Source organism: Mucilaginibacter aquariorum, assembly GCF_024498135.1.
In the GTDB taxonomy this organism is placed as follows: domain Bacteria; phylum Bacteroidota; class Bacteroidia; order Sphingobacteriales; family Sphingobacteriaceae; genus Mucilaginibacter; species Mucilaginibacter aquariorum.
Window position 1 is genome coordinate 204,951 of the sequence record NZ_JANHOH010000001.1, and the last position, 23,308, is coordinate 228,258.

Consider the following 23,308-nt stretch of genomic DNA (forward strand, 5'->3'; position numbering starts at 1 on the left):
CATATGATTGCTATAGCAAAACCTTATTTAACCGATGCAGAAGCCCAGGCTGCTTACGACACTATACTTACCGGCTGGGTTACTCAGGGCCCGAGAGTAGAAGAATTTGAAAAAAAGTTTGCCCTATATGCGGGCGCAAAATATGCTGTGGCTGTATCTAATTGTACAACCGCTTTACACTTAGCTATGATTGTTGCCGGAATTGGCGAGGGTGATGAAGTTTTATGCCCATCGTTAAGTTACATAGCAACCGCTAATGCAGTGCGATATGTTGGGGCAAAACCAATTTTTGTTGACGTGGAGTACGATACTTATAATATTGACCCTATTGATGCAGAAAAGAAGATAACCCCAAAAACCAAAGCAATACTAATTGTGCATCAAATGGGGATGCCGGCTAATATTAATGCCTTCCGGATCTTGTGCGATAAGTATAAATTGAAGTTAATTGAAGATGCGGCATGTGCCGCAGGATCATCCTATAAAGGGGACCGAATTGGGGCTAATTCCTCGCTGGTATGCTTTTCCTTTCATCCCCGTAAGGTAATAACAACGGGCGAAGGAGGGATGATCACAACCGATAGAGAAGACTATTACCAAAGGCTTAAACTTTTACGTCAGCATGGGATGTCTGTTAATGACAGGGTTCGTCATGAAGCGAAAGATCTGATTTTTGAAGACCATGTTGAAGTTGGGTATAATTATAGAATGACAGATATACAGGCAGCTGTCGGCATTAAACAATTAGAGAAACTGGATTGGATTGTTGATGAACGCCGGAAGATCGCAGCTTCTTATAACAAAGCATTTAAGAATGTACCATTTATACAATTGCCGATAGAAAAAAAGGGATGTTTTAGCAATTATCAATCTTATTGTATTTACTTGAAAGATGGTTGCCCCATTGATAGAAATACATTAATGCAGGGATTGCTTGATTGTGGTATTGCCACCAGAAGGGGCATCATGACCTCGCACAGAGAAACGGCCTATAAAGATCAACCAACAAATGCAACCTTGCCTGTTTCAGAAAGCCTGCAGGACAACTCTATAATTTTGCCATTATATATACCCATGCAAGTAAGAGATATACAATTTGTTATTGATGCTTTTTTAGGCATGGTTCATAAAAAGCTTCAGGAAGTTCTTGTTTAACTAAACATATTATAGATGATGTTAAAACAAAGTTATTTGTACTGTACATCATTATTGCTTTTATGAGGGCGCTAATCCAGCAAATGTATACCCATCCTTCGTATAATAGGGTGCTTGTATGGACTAAGCTTATCTCAATAACAGGTTCTTCTCAGTTATTAATCCAGGCATTAGGGCTTATCGGGGGCATTCTTGTAATACGTTTGCTACCTACCCAACAATATGGGTTGTATACTTTGGCTAATGCAATGCTGGGTACTATGATTGTACTTGCAGATGGGGGCATTTCAAGCAGTGTTTTGGCACAGGGAGGTAAAGTATGGCAAAGCAGAGAAAAACTGGGTTCGGTATTGGCTACCGGATTTAATTTGCGAAAGAAATTCGCTGTTGCAAGTTTATTCATTGCCCTTCCCATTTTATTATATCTGCTTAGGCATCACAATGCGGGTTGGTTAACATCAATACTTATTATAGGTGCGCTTATCCCGGCTTTTTTTACGTCTCTTTCGGGCACCTTGCTTACGGTAGGGCCATCGCTCCACCAAACTATTGCACCTTTACAAAAAGTGCAGGTGGGCGTAAGTATAGGCCGTTTATTAATGCTTTTATTAACGCTGTTTGTTTTTCCATGGGCGTATATAGCGATCCTTTCTGCAAGTTTACCTCAGGTTATAGGAAACATCCGCCTGCGAAAACTTTCTGCTGAATATGCAGACTGGAGTCAAAAGCCAGATCCCGCAATACAAAAAGAGATATTATCTATCGTTAAGCGCATCCTTCCGGGATCTATCTATTACTGCCTGTCCGGGCAAATAACAATCTGGCTTATTTCAATTTTTGGCAGTACTGCCGCGGTTGCTCAAATAGGCGCCCTTGGCAGATTGTCGATGATGCTTGGCTTATTTAGTGCTGTTTATACTACACTTATAGTACCACGCTTTGCCCGGTTAGCAAATAATAAGAAAACCCTTTTAAAGAAATTTATACAGATACAATTAGGGCTATCTGGTTTATTTATAAGTATAGTACTTATCGTATCTATATTCCCAGCTCAGTTATTGTGGGTGTTAGGGAAAAACTACGCCGGGTTAGAACACGAGCTTGTTTTAAGTGTAACCGGTAGTTGTATCAGTTTGTTTGCCGGGTTATTATTTACTATATCAACAAGTAGAAACTGGGCTATTAATCCGCTCGTTTCAATTCCATTAACATTAGCCGCTATTATCTGTGGGGCCATGTTAATAAATATCTCTACGCTGGCAGGGGTTTTGAAATTTAACTTATTTGTTTCATCTATAGAGGTGGTAATTTATCTTGTTTATTGTATTTCAAAAATTAATAAGGTATAATAAAAAGCCCTCTGATAGCATTTGCCCGTTTACAACCTCAACCTAAAGAATTATTCGCATTAGCGTATGACCTCAGCCGTTTGTACAGTATTTGAAGATCATTTTCATAAGGGTGTTGCTGCATTAATAAACTCACTTTATAAGAACGAATTTCGGGGCGAGTTTTATGCGGGGCATCGCGGTAAGCTACCAAAATGGGCCGAAGCAGCAGCTGAAAACCCGAACTTAGACTGGCCCGGAGCTAAAACCTTGCAAATTGATGATGGTTTGCAAGTTCATTTTCTGCCAATTGTTACGGAGTACCATTTAGCGCACTATAAACCCAGTTTTATGCTAAGCCTTTTAAATGGGCCGGCAAAAAACGCGGATGGCCTGGCATATTTTGATCCCGATATAGTTATTTTATGTAGATGGGGCTTTTATGAAAAATGGATGTCGTACGGGGTAGCAATGGTTCATGAAATAGTAACTAATGATATGCCGGTTAGCCACCCAACCCGTATGCAATGGTACGATATAATCAGGATGCTGAACAAAGAACCTAAACGGGAAATACATTCTTATATAAATTCCGGGTTTTGTGGGGTTTCCAAAAAAAATATTGAATTTCTTAAAGTTTGGGCGCAAATAATTGAAGTAGCCATAAAAGACTACAACATGGATGCAGCAACCTTTATAGCTTACGACAGAACATCGCCTTTTTATTGTATAGATCAGGACGCTTTTAATATAGCGGCAATGTGCTGCGAATCGCCTATTAGCGAAATGGGGCCCGAAGCAATGGACTTAGTTGGCGCAGGTTGGACAATGTCGCATGCTGTGGGATGGCCAAAGCCCTGGAGAAAGAAAGTTTTGCTAACAGCGTTTGCCGGTAATTCCCCGTCCAGGCAGGATAAGCATTACTGGAAAAATATTTATGATCCGATAAAGGTTTACGATACCTTATATGTGTTTAGAAAAAAGACCGAGATTTCTATCGCAACATTTATTGGTAGATTTTACAGGCGTTATTAACAAGGCGGAAGGATCATTCATCATCAGAATTGTTGATTTATATGGAAAAAAAAGCTACTAAACCAAGGTTAGTATTTTTCCAATGGTGGCATGAAGGTTTGCCTAAGTTTTTACAGTTGCATTTGCAGCTGCATGTTAAGTGTTTGTCGGAATCTTTTGATGTGATTTTAATTAATGAGAACTGCGACTATCAACAGATTTGTGATAAATACCAGCCGGATCTAACTCTTTTTGAAAGTGGTTACAGATCTTCTATCTCTCAAAAAATAACTATTAAAAACACATCTGCCTTCCCGGAGATACCTAAGTTAGGATTACATAACGGAGATTCGTGGTGCGATTGCCGTGTAGGGTTTATATCAGATATGGAGCATTGGGGTATAGAAACTTTCTTTTCTATTTGCATCACAATGGCCGAACACACCCCGGAACTTGCACAAAACTTGTTTGTATGGCCCAACTTTATAGATAGTGATGTGTACAAGGATTATGGGCAGAATAAAATAGTCCCTGTGCTGTTTAATGGTTATATAAATGCTTTATACCCCTGGCGACAAAAGATTTATGATATTGTTTCTAAATGCTATCCCTCGTTAATTTTCCCGCATTTGGGTTATGAAAATCACTCACCGATGATGATTCATGGTGAGCAGTATGCACGCACTATAAATGCTTCGTGGTTTGTGCCTGCATGCGGTACTTTAGCAAAAGAGGTAGTTCGCAAGCATTTTGAGATACCGGGCTCCAGGTCCTGCTTAATTGCAGAAAGAACACCGTCCCTTGAAGCTGCTGGTTTTGTTGATATGGAGAACTGCGTATTCGCCGATGAAAAAGATGTATTAGATAAGATGGATTATCTGTTTAAAAACACAGATGAGCTGGAAAAAATAACAAATGCAGGCTATGATTTAGTTCAGTCACGACATACTTTAAAACAGCGCGACCAAATCTTGCAGTGGTATAATCTTAATAAAAATCTAAAAGCTAATCAAAGAATCGTCCAGGGAAATCCCTTTGAATCATTAAGCGTTGTAGATATATCATCAGGCAAAAAAAATACACACATAAGTTGCGATGGATTAAACTTAGTACTGATGCGCCAGGCGGATGAGAAATTACTGGCTGGTAAATATGATGAAGCCGAAGCTTTATATCTTAAATGCTTAAGCTATATACATTGGATGTGCGAGCCAAAGCTAAAACTTGCCATCTGTAAGTTATATAAAGGTAATGCAGGGGACGCGCTTAATTGGGCTACTGGTCCATTACATAATACTCTGGGTTCTTACAGAGCCGTGGATCCTGACCCGGTAGAGTGGGCTTACTTTATTATTTCTCTGCTTTGTCAGGGAAACCTGAATACAGCTGTAATTCGCGCTAATCAGTTTCCACATCTTCATCATCCCGAACTGGATCGTGTTCGTTGGGTTATTAATTATCTGCAGCATAAAGGGGATGAAGATTATACCGAGCCAAGTGAGTTAAAAACCCGCTACAGTGTTCATCAACTGCCTAAACTAAGCTTTATTGACTGGGTTAACAACCTTTGCATAATGCTCAGTGCCTGTAAACAAACGGGGTACGCTACAAGCTTAAGTGCGTTGGTTTCTTTAGAACAGCCAAAAAGGACATCCGGAAGTTTTATCAGATCATTAAAAAATCTTTTATTATCAACCCGTATTAAATGGTTGAAAAAAATAGATTATGTTTTTGAAGCATTACATATACCAAACCGCAGATCTGGCATGCCTTCAGCTTCTGAAATTGATTATCTGATACGATTGGGTAGATGGGCAAAAATAGATTCAATAATAAAGCTGAAGTATCATATTAAGGGGTAGCTATCTAATAATGAAACTGTTTTTTATAAATGAAAAATTATCCGGCTTATCTGATAGTGATGCAAAAATACTTGATAGTATCAAAAGCACACTTCTTTCAACAAAGGGTATTGAAGAGGTACTTACTCCGGAAACAGCTGATGCTATTATTATACAGGAAAAAAACTCATTTAAAAACTTTAGGTATATAAAAGATTTAGAGTTAGATGCTCTGATCTCTGCCTATCCCGAAAAAGTTTTTACTATAAATACTGATGATTGCGCAACGGGATTACTTCGAGGTTTATATACAAGCCTTCCAAAGTATAGGTTTAATTCAATCCTTTACGCGGCGGTACCTTATATGTATTATCCTAATGAGTTAGTATTTGCTCAAAGCGCTGATGAAGTTACTCCTACATGTTTAGCAAGTTGGCGAGGTAATGCAAAATCAAATAACCTTCGGTCCAGAATGGTTAACGTGCTGGAAGCAAAAAGTGAATTTCGTATTGAAAGAACGGACAGCTGGCTTAATCATAACGATGACGAGAAGAGCAACTACGTGAATCTTATTCGGGCTTCAAAGTTTTCTCTTTGTCCGGCTGGTTGGGCGCCCGTTAGTTTCAGAATATACGAAAGTATGGCTTTGGGGATATGCCCCATTATTATAGCCGACGACTTTGTGCCGCCAAAAGGGCCAAATTGGAATGATTTCGCCTTATTTTATCCCGAAAAAGATATATCAGGATTATCGTCATTTATTTCCCGTAACGAGCATCTGGCAAATGATTTAGGTGAAAAAGCATTTAACGCCTGGCAAGAACATTTTTGCCAGAATGTTATCAAAGAATATTATGCAAATACTCTGTTATCGCTGATACGCCTAACGCCAAAAACATCAAAAGAAGCGGAACTTAAAAGGTGGAAATCATTAAGCCTTAACTGGAATAATAAATGGACTATTCCACAGCGATTAGTAAATAAGGTTAAAAAAGTAATTTATAATTAGAGCTAACCGGCAAATTGTAAGCAAAGTATGGTACAACGCACAGATCCTTCGCTGGACTACAGGCCCATAAAAATTGCTTTTTTAAGCGCGGGATTGGGTAATATTTCAAGAGGTTTTGAAATATCCTGCCGTACCTGGTTTAACGAACTTAAAAGCATAACCGACCTGGATGCAAGATTGTTTTCGGGCGGGAAAATTAAAACAGCTACACATGTTTGGAACTGGTCAAGAAATGGATCTGTAGCATCATTTTTAAGATATATAGGATTAATTAATGATGGTTGCAGACTTGAACAGATCACTTTTAGCCTCGGTTTTTTGTTTCATCTATTTTTTTACTCGCCACACATTATATGGCTGCAAGAAGCAACACTTGGAAACATGCTTCTTAAATTCAGGAAACTATTTGGTTTTAAATATGAACTGATATTTTGTGATGGGGCGCCTGTCGGCCATAATTTTGCTAAAAGGTTTGATTATTTGGTGTTCCTGCACCAGTATGCTTTTGATGATGCAATTAGCGATGGGGTAGATCCGAAAAGATGCTGCGTTATCCCACACTTATCATTGAGTGCTGATGGTAAACTTGATAAGCCCGAGGCCCGTCTTAAAATGAATATTACAGAAGATAAGTTTGTAATAATTTGCGTGGCAGCATGGAATAAACATCATAAGCGTATTGACTACCTTTTAAATGAAATTGCTTCAATAAATTCAAATAAGATATTGTTGCTGTTATGTGGCCAGCCCGAAAATGATTCAGCCTTACTAAAAAAAGAGGCAGCTAAATTACGGATAGATATACAATGGTATACCCTAAGCCAGGCAGAGATGGCTATAGCCTACGTAGCTGCCGATCTGTTTGTTTTACCCAGTTTAAACGAGGCCCTGGGCGCGGTTTTAATTGAAGCAGGGGTACACGGCTTACCGGTAATTTGCCATCCGCACCAGGCTGGGAAATTTATATTTGGTAAAGATTATGCCGGCCTTACTGATCTTTCAGAGAAGGGAAACCTCACCAAAAAGATTCTTGATTTTACACATGCCGGGAATATTGAAAATGAAGGCTATAAAACAAAGGAAATTGTGAGCCGAAGGTTTAACAGGCAAAGTTTAACGGCCGATTTTGTTAAATATATCAAATACATACATCAGCAGGAACGTTCTGCTAATTACTTATGAAGATCTTATTTCTTTGTGGTTCATTAGAGCCCGGGCATGACGGAGTAGGTGATTATACCAGGATATTAACTGCAGAACTGATACGTACAGGGCATGATGCCCGGGTAATAAGTTTAAATGATACATACCTGTATGAAGAATTAGAGTGTATCCAATTTTACGGGGATCTGCAAGTGCCTGTTTTACGACTTCCTGCATTGTGGCCCACCAGGCGTAGATTTAAGGAAGCGAAAAGATGGACAGACGGGTTTGATCCTGATTGGATAAGTCTTCAGTTCGTTATTTTTTCGTTCCAATCCAAAGGGTTACCAATAGGGTTAAGCTATTTCTTAGCCAGGCTCGGTAACGGAAGGCACTGCCATATCATGTTTCACGAATTATGGGTAGGTATGCCTGTTGGGGCTTCCTTAAAACATATAATATGGGGATGGCTGCAACAGAAAATCATTTTATCAATCATTTTTAAATTAAAGCCGGATATTATTGATACGCAAAGTTGGCTTTATTATGCCCAGCTTACCAAATTGGGTTTCAATGTAAATTATCTGCCTTTGTTTTCAAACATACCGGTGGCTGAGAATTTTGTTGAAAATGACGAAGAAAAAAGCATCAATGGCAGCAGAAAGAATATTTCTATGGTTGTTTTTGGGACTATTCATCCAGCAGCCTTAATTGAACAGCTTTTAGAAGAAGTTAAAGCATACAAGAAAAGTAACAATACTGACATTACACTTACTATAATTGGCCGGTGTGGCCCGGAGCAGGAGCGTTGGGTTTCTGCCTGGAAATCTGCAGGGTTAAAAGTGCAGGTTTTAGGAGAACAAAGCGTTACCACTATTTCACATGTTTTAAGCCGTGCATCGGTAGGGATCGCAACGTGTGCAATTGCAATGATAGATAAAAGCGGGACTGTTGCCGCTATGCTAAAACATGGCCTTCCGGTATTATGCGTAGCCAGGCCATGGATCTCTCGCGAAATAGATATTTTAAAAACGCCTCCGGGAATTATTGAATTATCTAAAGGGGCATTGGATGCTTGTATGAAAAGTATACCGGATACTCGTTATCCGGACGTTTCAGATATTTCGAGCACATTCATTAAGCAGTTATATAGAAAAAGGTATGAGCCATATCTCAAATAAGGTTTCCATTTGTATATGTACTTATAATCAGGCTCAATATTTAGAAAAAGCGATCAGGAGTGCAGCTCAGCAAACAATATTACCAACAGAAATAATTGTGTTTGATGATTGCAGTACAGATGAAACTCCTCAAATTTTACAACGGCTTTTAGCGGAATTGCCTTTGTTGAAAATTTTCCGCCAGGATAAAAATTGCGGTATTGCGAAAAATGTTGACGATTGCCTTAGGGAAGCAAAAGGAAATTTTATAATCAGGCTAGATTCAGACGATTACCTGTTGCCTGATTATACTGAGAAACTTTCTAAACTTTTACTCAAGCATCCTTCAGCGGGCTATGCACATGCAGATGTTCAGGAGATCAACGAAAACGGGGTTTATTTAAATAAAAGAAGTTTGTTCAGGAAGTCAGAATTTCAATCTGATACCGACGCATTAAAAGCTTCTATTAAAGGCTATCGTGTTGCGGCCAATATTATAATGTTTAGAAAAGAAGCACTTGAAAAGGTTAACTACTTGGCTGGCCGGCCAAATTTTGGGGAAGATTATCATTTAACTTGTGCTATATCCGCCGCAGGATATGGAAATGTTTATCTAAAAGAAATATTAGCTTTTTACAGAGTTTGGAGTGACGCCGGAAAGTTGAGAACACGACGTAAATTATCCGAAATAAATGGGATCTGTAAGGTTTTTGACGATGTTATTGAACCGGCATACATTGAGCGGTCATGGCATTTGAAAATACTAAAAAGAAAAAGGGCGAGCCTTGCTTGCCAGCATGCAAACTGCCTGAGTTGGAATATATATAGTAAAGATGAAAAGAAAGAGATTGCGCTTGAACTGGTGAAACTCTCTGATAGCCTAAAAGTTAAAATTGTATCTGGGATGTATTTAAATGATTTTGGTGTATTCATATTTATAATAACAAACCTAAAATCTAATATTAAATCAATGATAAAAGCAGTGCTTTTGAATTTATAAGCCGGGTTAAAGGAATATGAAGATTTTTATGTCGCACCCAACCGGTAATAGTAATGTTAGGGCAATTATCGAAGCATTAAATAAGGCAGACTCGCTTGAGGAGTTTAATACTACAATAGCAGTTAATCCCAGAGCGCCCTGGTTAAAACTTTTGCCAAATGAAATGAGTAAGCAATTACTTCGTCGCACTTTTCCAATAAAATCAAAACAACTAATTATACACCCATCATTAGAATTAGCCAGATTAATTTCGCTCAAAGCGGGCTTTTTTAAACTGATAAAAGACGAAAATTCATGGGCGAGCTTAGACTCTGTATATAAAAGCTTTGACAAAGCTGTGGCTAACCGGCTACAAAAAGTTGCTAAAAAAAAGCAGATCACCGCAGTTTACGGCTACGAGGATGGAGCGCTTAATACGTTTAAAAAAGCAAAAGAATTGGGTTTAAAATGCATTTATGATCTTCCTATAGCTTACTGGGAAACTGCTCGTAAACTAATGCTTGAAGAAGCAGCACGTTTGCCTGCATGGGCACATACGTTAGCGGGCGGGATTACAGATTCGGAAGAAAAACTTGAGCGTAAAAAACAAGAGCTTGAGTTAGCAGATATTATAATTGGGCCCGGAGAGTTTGTAAAGCAATCTCTGCCCGAATGGGCCAAAACAAAACCAGTGATCATGACCCCGTTTGGATCCCCTGACAGGGAGAAGGGTTTACCAAGGAATATATATTCGCGTAAAAACAATGCAAAACTTCGGGTGCTGTTTGCAGGCTCTTTAAGTCAGCGTAAAGGTTTAGGTGACCTGTTTGCTGCTATGAAGCTTCTTAAACGGTCAGATATAGAACTGGTTGTAATGGGATCGCCTATAGGGCCAATGGATTTTTACCGGCAACAGCTTCCGGATTTTACATACATGCCAAACAGGCCGCATTCAGAAGTATTAGCATTAATGCGATCGTGTGATGTTTTTTGTTTGCCATCAATAGTTGAAGGGAGGGCATTAGTGATGCAGGAGGCAATGAGCCAGGGACTACCACTTATAATTACCCGTAATACAGGTGGAACCGATTTAATAAAAGAAGGGTATACTGGCTTCCTGGTGCCAATACGTTCTCCTGAAGGAATTGCGGCAAAGCTCAATTGGTTTCTTGAAAATAGATCTATAATCCCGGCAATGGGAAGAATGGCCCAAAGATATGCTGCCGAATATACCTGGGAAGGATATGGGGCAAATGTTGTTTCCGGCCTTTCCGATTTTTTTAATTAGCGACCACATTATTATTTATGGATGCTATTGATTTTTCAGCTTTTAAGGTAAAGAAGCAGCAATATTCAAGCGATGCCCAAAGTGTTATATCTCATAAATCACTTATTAAAAAGGGTATTTGGCTTTATTTTCTCTTATTAATTTTTGAAGGGGCATTACGCAAGTGGTTTGTACCTTCCCTGGCAGGCCCATTATTAATTGTTCGCGATCCGCTGGTTTTATGGATCATAGGTACAGCCTGGAGACGTGGACTTATTACACTAAATTATTACTCGGTAACTATGATAGTTATTGGGGTTATAAGTATCTACACGGCCTTTTTTATTGGCCATGGCAGTTTGGCGGTGGCTTTGTATGGGGCAAGAATTTTATTACTTCATTTTCCATTAATATTTATTATTGGCCAGCTATTTACAAAAGATGACGTTATTAAAATGGGTAAGGCCACTTTAATGTTATCGATACCAATGGCTGTACTTATAACATTACAGTTTTATAGCCCACAATCTGCCTGGGTTAACCGCGGGTTAGGTGGAGAGGGAAGCGCGGGTTTTGATGGCGCTCTAAATTATTTTCGCCCTCCCGGAACCTTCTCTTTTACCAACGGAACTACCTTGTTTTTTGATTTTGTAGCTTGTTTTGTTTTCTATTTCTGGTTTAATACAAAGGCTATTAACAGGTTAGTACTTATTGGGGCTACGGTAGCGCTGTTAATTGCTATTCCTTTCTCCATAAGCCGGGGGCTATTTTTTCAGGTAGGTATAACTATCCTTTTTACCTTTTTTGGAATAGCGTTTAATCCAAAATATGGGTTTAAAATGATATTTATAATTATTGGAACCATATTCGTTTTAGTCCTGTTAAGTTTCACCCATTATTTTCATAATGCAGTTGAAGCATTTACGGTTAGGTTTGAAACCGCAAATAAATCTGAGGGGGGAATAAATGGTGTTTTTTTAGATCGCTTTTTAGGAGGGATGGTTGAAGCCCTGTCAGGTTCTAATAAACAACCTTTTTTTGGTTATGGGATAGGCATGGGAACCAATGTGGGCAGTACAATATTAAGCGGCGGCAGATATTTTTTAATTTCAGAAGGGGAGTGGGGGAGATTAATTGGGGAGCTTGGCCCTGTGATGGGGCTTGCCGTTATTTTTCTTCGTTTAACTTTAGCTATTAAAATTTTCATTGCAAGTTTTAAGAGTATGATAGGGAGTGATCTGATGCCCTGGATGCTGCTTAGCTTTGGCTTGTTGCTATTAGCGCAAGGTGGTTGGGCCCAACCAACATCATTAGGCTTTTGTACGCTTATTACCGGGTTAATTATAGCCTCCTCTCAAAAAGTTACGACAGGGAAATAATGGGTTTAACATACAATAAAATGTGGCAGATAAATAATCAGACGTGAATATTGTATTTTTTGCACACCCTGCTTTTCTTAAACATAAAAGCATGGATAGCTTTTCTAATATGCTATCTGCTGGGATGAAAAACAAAGGGCATACAGTTCAGGTTTGGTTCCCTGTTTCAGTGTTTTATTCGCTGCCGGTTAATTCGTTCATTAAAAAGTGGCTTGGGTATATCGATCAGTATCTTATTTTCCCAAACCAGGTTAGGTTACGTTTAAAAAGAAGTAACGCTAACACACTATTTGTATTTACCGATCAGGCGCTTGGCCCATGGGTGTCATTAGTGAAAAAAAGGCCACATGTAATTCATTGTCACGATTTTCTTGCTCTCCAATCGGCAATTGGCGAAATCCCTGAAAATCATACTTCCTGGAGCGGGCGGTTATATCAATCTTATATCCACCGGGGGTATTCAACGAGTACAAATTTTATATCGGTCTCAAAAAAAACAAAAGAACAGCTTCATAGATTTCTTCCCACTGAGCCAACCAGTTCAGAGGTTGTATATAACGGTTTAAAGGATGTATTTAATACCTGTTCAGGCTGTAAGGCCAGGGGGGTACTAAGTGATTTAACTGGTCTTAATTTAACAGAAGGTTATATACTTCATATTGGAGGGAACCAATGGTACAAAAACAGGTTAGGCGTTATTGAAATATACAACGCATGGCGATCAGAAAGTACGCTTTGTTTACCATTGCTTTTAATCGGCGATTACCCGTCTGCTCAATTATATGCAGCATATTGTCAATCTCCCTTTAAATCTGATATTCATTTTATAGCTAAAAAAGATGATGGATTTCTTAGGTATGCTTATGCGGGGGCCTCAGTTTTTTTATTCCCCTCACTTGCCGAAGGATTTGGATGGCCAATAATTGAAGCAATGGCATGTGGTTGCCCCGTAATAACAACTGATGAAGAACCGATGACCGAAGTAGCCGGTAACGCAGCCTTTTTTATACCCCGCCGCCCTTATGACCCATCGAAAGTGAAAAAATGGGCAAACGAAGCAGCAAATATTGTAGATACCATAATAGGGTTTTCATGCGAACAACGGCTAAAAATTGTGGATGTGGGAATTACAAATTCAAAAAGGTTTGATGTACTAACTGCCCTTGATAAAATTGAATCAATTTATTTAAATACACTTAAGCAAAGCAACAATGAAAGTATTGCATGTGGTTGATTCCATGGATCCTAAAAAAGGGGGGATTAGTCGGGCAATACAAACTATGGCTATTGAAAGTGCCAAAATGGGGGTTATAACCGAAGTGGTTAGTTTAGATGTTTATCAGCTTCCCTTATTTAACAGTCATTTTACTATTCACACTTTAGGGCCATCAAAAACCCCGTGGAGTTATAGCAGTAAACTGATTCCGTGGTTCCTGGAAAACATCTCACGCTTTGATACTATTATTGTTCATGGATTATGGCTTTATCATAGTTATGCGGTTACGGCCGCATTAAAAAGAATTAAGAACTTATGGTATAAAAAAAGCAAATTGAAAATCCCCAAGCTTTTTATTATGCCCCATGGAATGCTTGACCCTTATTTTCAACGTTCAAGTGACCGTAAAATTAAGGCTGTTAGAAACTGGGCCTATTGGAAATTAATAGAAGGGCAAGTTGTTAATAACGCCGATGCTATTCTATTTACTTGTAAAGAAGAATGTAGACTTGCTAACGAGCCTTTTAAGCCATACCACCCGAAGCAAGAATTTATAGTTGGTTTAGGTATAGAGCCGCCACCTGCATTTAATGGTTTAATGTTGAAGGATTTCCTTAATATATGCCCTATAACCAATCACCCTTACATTTTATTCTTAGGTAGAATAGATGCTAAAAAAGGAGTCGATCATCTTATCCAGGCATACGAAAGAATAGTGAGCGATATGATTTCAAATCCTGGTACATCGGTTACTAATAATTCATACAATTTTAGAAACGGGATCCCCAAACTTGTTATAGCAGGCCCCGGTTTGGAAACCCCATACGGACAAAAAATATTGAGTATGGTTAAAAGCAATCCGTTTCTAAATAAATCAGTTTGTTTTCCCGGAATGTTAGCCGGGAATGCTAAATGGGGGGCCTTTTATGGGTGTGAAGCATTTGTTTTACCCAGCCATCAGGAAAATTTTGGAATTGCGGTAGTGGAGGCGCTTGCTTGCTGCAAGCCGGTATTGATTTCTAAACAGGTAAATATTTGTCATGAAATTAAAGGTTTTAAAGGTGGATTGATAGATGAAGATTCTCTTGAAGGCACCTATAATAATTTAAAGTCATGGTTTAAAATGTCTGATCAGGATAGAAAAACTATGGGATTGAACGGTCGCAAATGTTTTGAAAATCATTTTGAGGCGGTACCTGCTACCGAAAGGCTTATACAAACGATGAATGCTATTTAGCATAACGCGTTCCTCTTAAATAATTATCAATGTATAATAAAGATACTCATACAGGGCCCTCTTTTTCCCTGAGTAATCGAATATACAGGACCTTGTGGGGGATAGTACGAATAGTACTGTTTTATCCATCGCCCAAACCATTTCACAAATGGAGAGCATTCCTGCTTCGAATATTTGGCGCCAAAGTTGGGAGGGGTGTACACATTTATCCGGCAACAAAAATTTGGGCCCCTTATAACCTCGAGCTTTCGGATGAGTGTGGAATAGCTAATGGAGTTAACCTTTATTCGCAAGGTAAAATATTTATAGGCCGGCGAACGGTTATTTCTCAGGGTTCACACCTGGTTACCGGTACCCATGATTACACAAAAGATGGATTCCCCCTTATTACCCAGCCAATTTATATTGGCCATAACGCATGGGTAGCAGCCGAAGTATTTGTTCATCCGGGAATTACTATTGGAGATGGATGCATTATTGGCGCCCGGTCTGTAGTAACTACTGATATGCCCGAATGGAAAATATGTACAGGGCATCCGTGCAAGCCCATTAAAGAAAGGAATATTAATTAAAAGTATAATGGAACTAATGAAAACTACTTTGATCTACAATCCACAAGAATTTACTAAACTAAAATCGATAAGTATTAAACCCGCATATAATATTGATACGCTTGATCTTACCATTGCTATCCCGGTAAAAAACGAAGAACTAAATCTTCCCAAATGCCTTGCCGCTATTGGGCCGGATCTGGCCAGGCATATAGTAGTAATTGACTCATGCAGCACAGATAATACCAGGAAAATAGCGGAAGATTTTGGAGCGGAAGTAATAGATTTTTATTGGGATGGCAAATTTCCCAAGAAACGCAATTGGTTTTTAAGAAACTACCGGTTTAAAACCAAGTGGGTATTATTTCTGGATGCTGATGAATATTTTACTGCCGCATTCAAATCAGAACTACAATCAGCAATATGCTGCGAAGACAAGGCTGGATACTGGTTAAGCTACTCGGTATACTTTTTAGGAAAAAAATTAAAGGGAGGATACCCTTTGCGGAAATTGGCGCTTTTTAAGGTAGGAAGTGGGGAATATGAAAAAATTGATGAGCATAAGTGGAGTCAATTGGATATGGAGGTACACGAACATCCTATAATTATAGGCCAATTGGGGGTAATAAAGAGCAAAATAGATCATTATGATTTAAGAGGGACATCCAATTTTGTTTTAAAACATAATGAGTATGCCAGCTGGGAGGCTGAAAGATATTTGAAAGCAAAAAACAACCCAAACTCTTCTGATGGCTGGACTATACAACAACACATTAAATATAGGTTAATGAGCAGTGTATTAATTATTCCCCTGTTTTTTTGTGGAAGTTTCTTTCTATATGGTGGGTTTAGAGACGGTATCAGGGGTTTTGCCCACGCAATTTTGCGAATGTCATACTACATGCAAATTTACTGCAGAATTCGCGAGCATCGTTCATAGTTTTTACGCAAATAATGGCATGTCTTATCAATAATTATAACATACAGGTTTTGTAAAATCATTAACTATTAAAACTTAACGCTTATGAAAAAAATACTTGCAATCGCACTTTTAGTGTGTTCTTTGTTGTCCTTAATGCTTAGTAACCAGGCTTTTGCTGATGGGCCTAAACCATCACCACCAAAACCCAAAGACCCAAAGCCGGGTGGTACTCCTGGTCATAAGGATGCCCCATTTGATGGGGGCTTAATATTGCTTGTTGGGGCCGGGGTTGTTTACGGCCTTAAAAAAGCACACGACAGCAGGCAACAAGGTACCTGAATTTTTAAGTATTTCGCTGTAATTGGCTATAACGATAGCCCATTATGTAATGAAATCCATTAATAAAAGGCTATCGTTTTTATCATGTTTTCAACAGCAAAATACTTTGATATCGCCTGGTTCATTAAGTTTATCTTAATTGTACTGGTATTATATTATTTCTCCATTGCATATAATGGAATAGTTTCTCCTGAAGGTCGTTTTTATAGTCCGTTTTTAAACCACTATTTAAATTACATATCATGGATCAGGGTTTCTATATTATACGTTTCAAAATTTATAGCCTTAGCTTTTGGAACCCATTCCTATATAGCTAATGCGCAACTAATAAAATTAACTAATGGAACCGAAGTAGAAATATGGCTGCCTTGTTTGGGCCTTGGCATTACAAGCTGCTGGATTGCTTTTGTTGTAACACATAAGGTTGCCTGGCAAAAAAAAATATTATGGTGCATAGCAGGTTCACTTGCTATTTGGTTTATTAATTGTTGCAGAATAGCCCTGTTATTAGTTGCACTGAATAATAACTGGAAAGAATCTGGCGCTATTGACCATCACGATATTTTCAATGCTATAGCTTATACTTTTATTTTCATATTAATGTACTTGTACTCAAATTATTATAAAAAGCGATTAATAATTGCTGGTTGGGGTATATCCACTCCTAAATAAACCGTTCCTGCACTGTTTCACATACTTACGTCCCATACTTTTTTTCGCATATATTATTTACCTAAACTTTTGATTATGCAAAATAGAATTTTACTAATAGGAGGAAATTTCTATCCCGAACCCATTGGTATTGGTAAATACAATGGAGAAATGATGGACTGGCTGGCAACAAATGGATATGATTGTACGGTTGTTACTACTTACCCTTACTATCCGCAATGGAAGGTACAAACGCCATACGTCAATAAAGCTTTTTGGTATAAAAAGGAGATCAAATATATTAAGCCCTTTTATGAAAGTAGCGTAAAAATATACAGATGCCCGCAATTTGTGCCCGTTAACCCTACAGGGGCCAAAAGAATGATCCTTGATTTTTCTTTTTTTATAACCTCCTTTTTGCTGATAATTAAGCTCCTATTATCAGTAAGGAAATACGATATTGTTATTTCCGTAGTTCCGGCCTTCCAATTAGGATTGTTAGGTATCCTTTATAAAAAATTACGGGGTGGTAGATTTTTTTATCATATACAAGACCTTCAGATAGATGCTGCCCGGGACCTGGGAATGATAAAATCTAAAACCTTAATAGATTTTCTTCTCGGAATTGAAAAATACATTTTAAAACATGCCGATGTAGTAAGCAGCATTTCTGCGGGGATGATTGAAAAGATTAAAATGAAATGTGGTAAGCAAATTGATTTTTTCCCTAACTGGGTTGATACAAAAATGTTTTATCCGATATCTGAGAAAGCGCTATTAAAACAGGAATTTAATTTTGATCCGGAAGATACGATTGTATTGTATTCCGGAGCAGTAGGAGAAAAGCAGGGGTTGGAAAATATACTATTAACTGCCAAATCTTTTATCCATAAAACACATGTAAAGTTTGTCATTTGTGGTTCGGGGCCTTATCTGAAGAAACTTGAAGACATGAAAGCGAAGTTTAATTTAAACAATGTAGTTTTTATGTCAACCCAGCCTATTGAAAAACTTAATCGCTTTTTAAATATGGCCGATGTGCATTTGGTTCTTCAAAAAAATAACGCAACCGATTTAATAATGCCATCTAAACTAACCACAATTTTAGCAATTGGCGGCGTTGCTTTAGTTACTGCCGTGCAGGGTTCATCGTTATATAACTTAATCAAATTACATAATTTAGGTATCATAGCCGAACCCGAAAACCTTACCGCCTTAAGTACCGTTATAAATACAGCCATTGAAAATAGTAATGAGGAAATACAATTCAATGCGCGTACCTATGCAGAAAAATATCTGTCAATAGAAAAGATCATTTCCAGATTTTCCTATAATATGAAAGAATCACCCGAGGTTCATTTCATGGAAAATTTCAACTTCCAAGCAAGTAATCAATTTACTCCCGTCGAAAGCTAAGTGCACGCACTTACTTATCCTTTCTTAGTGCTGAACTAATTCAGTATCTCTATAAGCCCATGCATTTTTTCACCAACAAATTCTCCACTAAATATTCAAACATTTATTTTTTAATTAAAAGTTATAAATATGGAAGCAACAATTAACTCTTTTTTTAAGCCTGGTATTAAAGTTAAAAAAACAGGAAGTTATCTTGAATTCGAAATTGAAAACCCTACAAAAGCAATAGATGCGAACGCCTATTATTTTGGGAATTTTGAATGGGCAGAGGAGTATCTCATCTATTGCCACCGCAATGATGCTTTTAAAACTCGTTGGTCGGCAGCTCTTGGCGATTGGACCGATAAGGTAATTGTTGATATTGGATGTGGGCCCGGTAATATATTTGCCACACTAAAAGGGAAGCCCAAAATGTTGATAGGTATAGATGTAGCCCCCCAATCGTTAGAAATAGCTGCAGAATTAGGCTACACCACTGTTTTGGCAGATGCCACACACCTTCCTTTTATCTCTGGTTTTGCTGATGTTGTTACTTTAAATGCAGCATTGCATCATTGCGAAGATATGGATGCTGTTTTAAAAGAAGCGGCACGCCTTGTTAAACCTGGGGGGCTAATTGTTACAGACCATGACCCTCAACTAAGCGCATGGGATTATAAAGGAATTGCCAAACTACTGTGGAATTTCAGGCTTTTTTACTATAAAATTATTGGCCACGGATTTCATAAAACCAATAATCAGCAATTATGGGGCTTAGCATGCGAGATACACCATAAACCAGGGCATGGCGTAACCAAAGACATGTTTAAAAAGTTATTGGAACCCATGGGCTTTAAAGTGAATGTGTTCCCGCATAACCACGAATTAGGCGCAGAGGTGTTGCAAGGCAATAAGGGTAAGGCATCTTTTAAATACCGACTGGGTAATTTGCTATCGGGCAGGAACCCTGATGCCGATACCAGCGCTTTATCATTAATGTGTGTAGCAAAAAAGGATCTGATGGTGGCCTGATCACAACTCCTTATTATTAAATGCTGTTACTTCTAATCGTTTTTAAAAACTACAGACGTGAAAAATCGATTTTTATTTTCAATGTGTTATTTACTAGCCATTTGGGATTTGATTGTCATTAATTTTGTGTTTTTCCAAACAGCCTACGTTTATAGTTCTATAATGAACGTAACGTCGTTATATAACTATAAACTAATTTTTATTAACATTAACTTGATTTGGGTATTGTGCTCAACAATAGTTAGGCTGTATAAATATGACAATCTGGAGAATACATATTCACTGTTTAAATGTATAACTAAAAGCCTGCTTATGCATTTTTCCTTTTGCATTTTCTTTATCATTTTACTTAGCCCGGCCGATATTTCTGCAGCATTTGTATTTGCGTTTTATTCGTTTTGTACTATTTGCCTTTTACTGCCACGGCTTTTTTATGTGTTAACAAAACCATTTATTCTACGTCATTATGCAATAACCAAGTCGGTAGCGGTAATTGGTTCAAATCAAACGGGATATCATTTAGCTTCTTTTTTTGAAAAAAATAAAGTGCAATACTCGTTCAGAGGCTTTTTAGATAATAATGAACCGCAATTGGTGGCAGATGAAAGTGAATCATACTTTTCAGCCTGCGACCAGATCAGGCATGCTGCCGAAACTAACATCAGAGAAATTTATGTAACCTTAGATGTTAATCAATGGACACAGGCCCCCTTCTTACTAAAAGAGGCTGAGCTGAATTGCGTGAGGTTAAAGTTAGTGCCTTATTTTAGCCAATCTTTAGCAGCGCCTTTTAAAGTAAATTACCTGGATGGTTTTCCTATAATTTCTAATAGGGTAGAGCCCCTTGAAAATATAGACCATCGTTTTCAAAAAAGGTTAGTAGATATCCTGTTTAGCTTAATGGTAATTGTGTTTTTATTAAGCTGGTTATTACCAATAATAGCCTTGCTTATTACTTTAGATAGTAAAGGCCCTATATTTTTTAAACAAAAAAGGAGTGGAAAGGACGACAAAACTTTCATATGTTATAAGTTTAGAACGATGAAGGTGAATTTACAATCAGACACATTGCAAGCTACCAGGCACGATGAACGGATTTCCCGGGTCGGCCGTTTCCTTAGGGAAACGAGCCTTGACGAGCTGCCTCAATTTTTTAATGCCCTGATTGGAAATATGAGCATTGTAGGCCCACGGCCGCACATGTTAAAGCACACACTTGAGTATAAAATGATTGTGGATAAATACATGGTACGAAACTATTTGAAACCAGGTATAACAGGTTGGGCGCAGGTAAATGGGTACAGAGGAGAAACAGACAAGCTTATCCTGATGGAAAAACGGGTTGAACATGATATTTGGTATTTAGAAAACTGGTCGTTAATGCTTGATTTTAAAATTATATTTCTGACAGCAATTGATATAATGAAAATCAGGAAGATATAACATGATGACTTTAATTAAATGAAAGCCTGCGATCTTTTGATCTGCAGGCTTTTTTAAGTTTAATGCTCGCCACACCAATATTGAATTATCACGCAAATAGTTTGTACAAAAAATGTTATTGTTATTTTAGCCATTATAACAATAACCTATGTTAAGACGCAACTTTATTAAATTATCCGCTACCGGCTTTGCCACAGTTATATACAGCCGGTTAACTTTTGCAGCCCATATTGGCAGCTCTCTTATTAATCATCCGGACGAAGCCTGGGCACAGGTAGGGGGTGAATGGTTGAAGCTTGTTGGTAAAGGAGCGGCGGTGTTTACTTACCAGGACATAAAAATTGAGATTAAAACAAGGGGTATCGCACAGTCGGTATACGTACAATCGCCGGTTACCGAATTGCAGGCCATAAGGTTTAAATGGAAATATCAAACTGCAAAATATTCAAAAATTTTGGGCGATCACTGGGAACGTACATACGGTGATCTGGCATGGAAAGCCCCCCAGGCTACTACCAAAAACCCATGGTATGTTTTACTGCATGATGATAAGCAAACCGCATGCTTTGGCGTAAAAACAGGTGCCAATGCTATTTGCTGGTGGGAGGTTAAGCCAGATAGCATGGAATTGACCATGGATACCCATTCTGGTGGGGTAGGTGTAAAACTTGGGCAACGCACCTTGCACGCCGCGGATATTGTAACATCGCTTAGCAAATTAAACGAAACACCTTACAGTGCATTAACCAATTTTTGCAAAGTAATGTGCAGCAAACCAGTTTTGCCCAAACAGCCGGTTTATGGCATTAATGACTGGTATGTAGTTTATGGAAAAAACTCTTATCAAACCATAAAAGATCAAACCACCGCCATGGCCGAGTTGGTTACAGATACCAATAACCGTCCGTTTTCGGTAATTGATGATGGCTGGCAGCAGGCGGACGATTTTTCGATTGTAAACGATAAATTTAAGGATATGCATAAAATGGCCGATGAGATAAAAAGCCATGGAATGCGCCCCGGGTTGTGGACACGCCCTTTAATTGCCCGTAAAGATGATAGCAAAACCCTGCTTGCCCCAAAGATAGCCGGTCGTAGCCAGGAGGATGAACTGATCCTTGACCCAACTATACCCGAAAATATAGCGCGTGTTAAACGCAATATAAGTTTATACAAGCAATGGGGCTATCACATGGTAAAGCATGATTATAGCACGTGGGATATTTTTGGTAGATGGGGCATGCAAATGAAGGATAGCTTCACGGTTCCGGGTTGGAAGTTTCAGGATCAAACTAAAACTAATGCCGAGATCATAAATACGCTATATGGCGCTATTAGGGACGCGGCAGAAGATATGTATATAATTGGCTGTAATACCCTGAGCCATTTATCTGCCGGGGTGTTTGAGCTTAACCGTATCGGTGACGATACCAGCGGGAAGGAGTGGGCGCGTACTAAAAAGATGGGTGTGAATACCTTAGGCTTCCGCCTGCCGCAAAATAATACCTTTTATGCCGCCGATGGCGATTGTGTTGGCCTTACCAAAGATGTGCCCTGGGATAAAAATAAACAATGGATGCAGCTGCTGGCCGAAAGCGGTTCGCCACTATTTATATCGGCCGAGTTAGACTTTTTAGGCGCCGAACAAAAGGCGGCTATAAAACAAGCCTTTACAAATGCCGCCAAAATACAACCCAACGGCGAACCGCTCGATTGGCTTACAAATCAATTCCCCGAAAAGTGGAAACTGAATGATAGAGAGGTTAACTTTAATTGGGATTGATAGAACTACCCCATGTATTGTAACTACTAAAACCATCCTGAGGTAACGCATTAAAATAATATTAGGAAGTTCAAAAATGGTTGTAATAAAATGAGAGTATCCGGTACTTACTCTGTTCCAAATGGAACAAAGCGGAACAAGTCTTAAAATATCAACTTATATAAATCAATTATTTAGAAAAAAATGGCCGCTTTTATTTGTGGCTAAATTAGGCACCAAACAAGCCGAACTAAGGCCGAATTAAAGCCGAAAAAAGGCTAAAAAAAATCGTTTTTTGTCTGATGGTTTCTTGTTCCGTTTCCCAAAAAATGGAACAAAATAAATTTTTTATAAGAAGTTGTATATAAGGATGTAAAAGAATTTATATCAAGCTTTTGTTTTACTACTGACAAAACTCATCGGTAGTAATTGACTTATTACCAACGTGTTCCACCTGTTCCGTTTGTTCCATTTCTAAAATGGAA

20 protein-coding genes are annotated in these 23,308 nt (G+C 38.4%); all 20 read left to right on the top strand.

Annotated elements, in window-relative coordinates:
• Window positions 1-3: 3 nt before the first annotated feature.
• The 20 genes from NPE20_RS00775 to NPE20_RS00870 all read left to right on the top strand — a co-directional run bounded on the left by NPE20_RS00775 (window position 4) and on the right by NPE20_RS00870 (window position 22,844).
• The gene (locus NPE20_RS00775; RefSeq protein ID WP_256536683.1) at window positions 4-1,155 is read left to right on the top strand and encodes a DegT/DnrJ/EryC1/StrS family aminotransferase; all 1,152 of its coding nucleotides are present in this window, start codon (window positions 4-6) and stop codon (window positions 1,153-1,155) included.
• A 203-nt stretch (window positions 1,156-1,358) separates the two neighbouring features.
• On the top strand, window positions 1,359-2,504 hold the full coding sequence (locus NPE20_RS00780) for an MATE family efflux transporter (protein WP_256536684.1): 1,146 nt from the start codon (window positions 1,359-1,361) through the stop codon (window positions 2,502-2,504).
• Between the two features lie 66 nt (window positions 2,505-2,570).
• Complete coding sequence (locus tag NPE20_RS00785; protein ID WP_256536685.1) at window positions 2,571-3,518, top strand: hypothetical protein; 948 nt, start codon at window positions 2,571-2,573, stop codon at window positions 3,516-3,518.
• Between the two features lie 41 nt (window positions 3,519-3,559).
• Complete coding sequence (locus tag NPE20_RS00790) at window positions 3,560-5,359, top strand: glycosyltransferase (protein WP_256536686.1); 1,800 nt, start codon at window positions 3,560-3,562, stop codon at window positions 5,357-5,359.
• A 10-nt stretch (window positions 5,360-5,369) separates the two neighbouring features.
• Complete coding sequence (locus NPE20_RS00795; protein WP_256536687.1) at window positions 5,370-6,347, top strand: exostosin domain-containing protein; 978 nt, start codon at window positions 5,370-5,372, stop codon at window positions 6,345-6,347.
• A gap of 27 nt (window positions 6,348-6,374) precedes the next feature.
• Window positions 6,375-7,529 (top strand): glycosyltransferase family 4 protein, encoded by a 1,155-nt coding sequence (locus tag NPE20_RS00800; RefSeq protein ID WP_256536688.1) that lies wholly within the window; start codon window positions 6,375-6,377, stop codon window positions 7,527-7,529.
• Window positions 7,526-8,671 (top strand): glycosyltransferase family protein, encoded by a 1,146-nt coding sequence (locus NPE20_RS00805; protein WP_256536689.1) that lies wholly within the window; start codon window positions 7,526-7,528, stop codon window positions 8,669-8,671. Before NPE20_RS00800 ends, NPE20_RS00805 begins: the two co-directional genes overlap by 4 nt.
• Window positions 8,652-9,650: a glycosyltransferase family 2 protein gene (locus NPE20_RS00810; protein ID WP_256536690.1), complete on the top strand. Its 999-nt coding sequence runs from the start codon at window positions 8,652-8,654 to the stop codon at window positions 9,648-9,650. The genes NPE20_RS00805 and NPE20_RS00810 overlap by 20 nt, the downstream gene beginning before the upstream one ends.
• 16 nt (window positions 9,651-9,666) lie before the next feature.
• Window positions 9,667-10,917: a glycosyltransferase family 4 protein gene (locus NPE20_RS00815; RefSeq protein ID WP_256536691.1), complete on the top strand. Its 1,251-nt coding sequence runs from the start codon at window positions 9,667-9,669 to the stop codon at window positions 10,915-10,917.
• Window positions 10,918-10,934: 17 nt separating this feature from the next.
• Window positions 10,935-12,275, top strand: coding sequence for an FUSC family protein (locus tag NPE20_RS00820; RefSeq protein ID WP_256536692.1), 1,341 nt, complete (start codon window positions 10,935-10,937; stop codon window positions 12,273-12,275).
• Window positions 12,276-12,399: 124 nt separating this feature from the next.
• Window positions 12,400-13,509: a glycosyltransferase gene (locus NPE20_RS00825; RefSeq protein ID WP_256538657.1), complete on the top strand. Its 1,110-nt coding sequence runs from the start codon at window positions 12,400-12,402 to the stop codon at window positions 13,507-13,509.
• Complete coding sequence (locus NPE20_RS00830; RefSeq protein ID WP_256536693.1) at window positions 13,487-14,728, top strand: glycosyltransferase; 1,242 nt, start codon at window positions 13,487-13,489, stop codon at window positions 14,726-14,728. The genes NPE20_RS00825 and NPE20_RS00830 overlap by 23 nt, the downstream gene beginning before the upstream one ends.
• Before the next feature lie 29 nt (window positions 14,729-14,757).
• On the top strand, window positions 14,758-15,300 hold the full coding sequence (locus tag NPE20_RS00835; RefSeq protein ID WP_256536694.1) for an LbetaH domain-containing protein: 543 nt from the start codon (window positions 14,758-14,760) through the stop codon (window positions 15,298-15,300).
• 16 nt (window positions 15,301-15,316) lie between these two features.
• Window positions 15,317-16,219 (top strand): glycosyltransferase family 2 protein, encoded by a 903-nt coding sequence (locus NPE20_RS00840; protein WP_256536695.1) that lies wholly within the window; start codon window positions 15,317-15,319, stop codon window positions 16,217-16,219.
• An 84-nt stretch (window positions 16,220-16,303) separates the two neighbouring features.
• Window positions 16,304-16,540 carry a PID-CTERM protein-sorting domain-containing protein gene (locus NPE20_RS00845; protein WP_256536696.1) on the top strand — a complete coding sequence of 79 codons (237 nt, stop codon included), beginning with the start codon at window positions 16,304-16,306 and terminating at the stop codon, window positions 16,538-16,540.
• A gap of 84 nt (window positions 16,541-16,624) precedes the next feature.
• Window positions 16,625-17,212 carry an exosortase/archaeosortase family protein gene (locus NPE20_RS00850; RefSeq protein ID WP_256536697.1) on the top strand — a complete coding sequence of 196 codons (588 nt, stop codon included), beginning with the start codon at window positions 16,625-16,627 and terminating at the stop codon, window positions 17,210-17,212.
• A 75-nt stretch (window positions 17,213-17,287) separates the two neighbouring features.
• Entirely contained in the window at window positions 17,288-18,607 is a 1,320-nt protein-coding gene (locus tag NPE20_RS00855; protein WP_256536698.1) for a WcaI family glycosyltransferase, read from the top strand.
• Window positions 18,608-18,736: 129 nt separating this feature from the next.
• Entirely contained in the window at window positions 18,737-19,618 is an 882-nt protein-coding gene (locus NPE20_RS00860; RefSeq protein ID WP_256536699.1) for a class I SAM-dependent methyltransferase, read from the top strand.
• Between the two features lie 81 nt (window positions 19,619-19,699).
• Window positions 19,700-21,061: an undecaprenyl-phosphate glucose phosphotransferase gene (locus NPE20_RS00865; RefSeq protein WP_256536700.1), complete on the top strand. Its 1,362-nt coding sequence runs from the start codon at window positions 19,700-19,702 to the stop codon at window positions 21,059-21,061.
• Between the two features lie 148 nt (window positions 21,062-21,209).
• Window positions 21,210-22,844: an alpha-amylase family protein gene (locus NPE20_RS00870; RefSeq protein WP_256536701.1), complete on the top strand. Its 1,635-nt coding sequence runs from the start codon at window positions 21,210-21,212 to the stop codon at window positions 22,842-22,844.
• Window positions 22,845-23,308: the final 464 nt, after the last annotated feature.

Coding starts and splice junctions, on each gene's coding strand:
- NPE20_RS00860 (WP_256536699.1), top strand. CDS start 18,737: ATGGAAGCAACAATTAACTCTTTTTTTAAGCCTGGTATTAAAGTTAAA.
- NPE20_RS00845 (WP_256536696.1), top strand. CDS start 16,304: ATGAAAAAAATACTTGCAATCGCACTTTTAGTGTGTTCTTTGTTGTCC.
- NPE20_RS00830 (WP_256536693.1), top strand. CDS start 13,487: ATGAAAGTATTGCATGTGGTTGATTCCATGGATCCTAAAAAAGGGGGG.
- NPE20_RS00855 (WP_256536698.1), top strand. CDS start 17,288: ATGCAAAATAGAATTTTACTAATAGGAGGAAATTTCTATCCCGAACCC.
- NPE20_RS00870 (WP_256536701.1), top strand. CDS start 21,210: ATGTTAAGACGCAACTTTATTAAATTATCCGCTACCGGCTTTGCCACA.
- NPE20_RS00810 (WP_256536690.1), top strand. CDS start 8,652: ATGAGCCATATCTCAAATAAGGTTTCCATTTGTATATGTACTTATAAT.
- NPE20_RS00785 (WP_256536685.1), top strand. CDS start 2,571: ATGACCTCAGCCGTTTGTACAGTATTTGAAGATCATTTTCATAAGGGT.
- NPE20_RS00850 (WP_256536697.1), top strand. CDS start 16,625: ATGTTTTCAACAGCAAAATACTTTGATATCGCCTGGTTCATTAAGTTT.
- NPE20_RS00825 (WP_256538657.1), top strand. CDS start 12,400: ATGAAAAACAAAGGGCATACAGTTCAGGTTTGGTTCCCTGTTTCAGTG.
- NPE20_RS00805 (WP_256536689.1), top strand. CDS start 7,526: ATGAAGATCTTATTTCTTTGTGGTTCATTAGAGCCCGGGCATGACGGA.
- NPE20_RS00775 (WP_256536683.1), top strand. CDS start 4: ATGATTGCTATAGCAAAACCTTATTTAACCGATGCAGAAGCCCAGGCT.
- NPE20_RS00835 (WP_256536694.1), top strand. CDS start 14,758: ATGTATAATAAAGATACTCATACAGGGCCCTCTTTTTCCCTGAGTAAT.
- NPE20_RS00865 (WP_256536700.1), top strand. CDS start 19,700: ATGTGTTATTTACTAGCCATTTGGGATTTGATTGTCATTAATTTTGTG.
- NPE20_RS00795 (WP_256536687.1), top strand. CDS start 5,370: ATGAAACTGTTTTTTATAAATGAAAAATTATCCGGCTTATCTGATAGT.
- NPE20_RS00790 (WP_256536686.1), top strand. CDS start 3,560: ATGGAAAAAAAAGCTACTAAACCAAGGTTAGTATTTTTCCAATGGTGG.
- NPE20_RS00815 (WP_256536691.1), top strand. CDS start 9,667: ATGAAGATTTTTATGTCGCACCCAACCGGTAATAGTAATGTTAGGGCA.
- NPE20_RS00800 (WP_256536688.1), top strand. CDS start 6,375: ATGGTACAACGCACAGATCCTTCGCTGGACTACAGGCCCATAAAAATT.
- NPE20_RS00840 (WP_256536695.1), top strand. CDS start 15,317: ATGAAAACTACTTTGATCTACAATCCACAAGAATTTACTAAACTAAAA.
- NPE20_RS00820 (WP_256536692.1), top strand. CDS start 10,935: ATGGATGCTATTGATTTTTCAGCTTTTAAGGTAAAGAAGCAGCAATAT.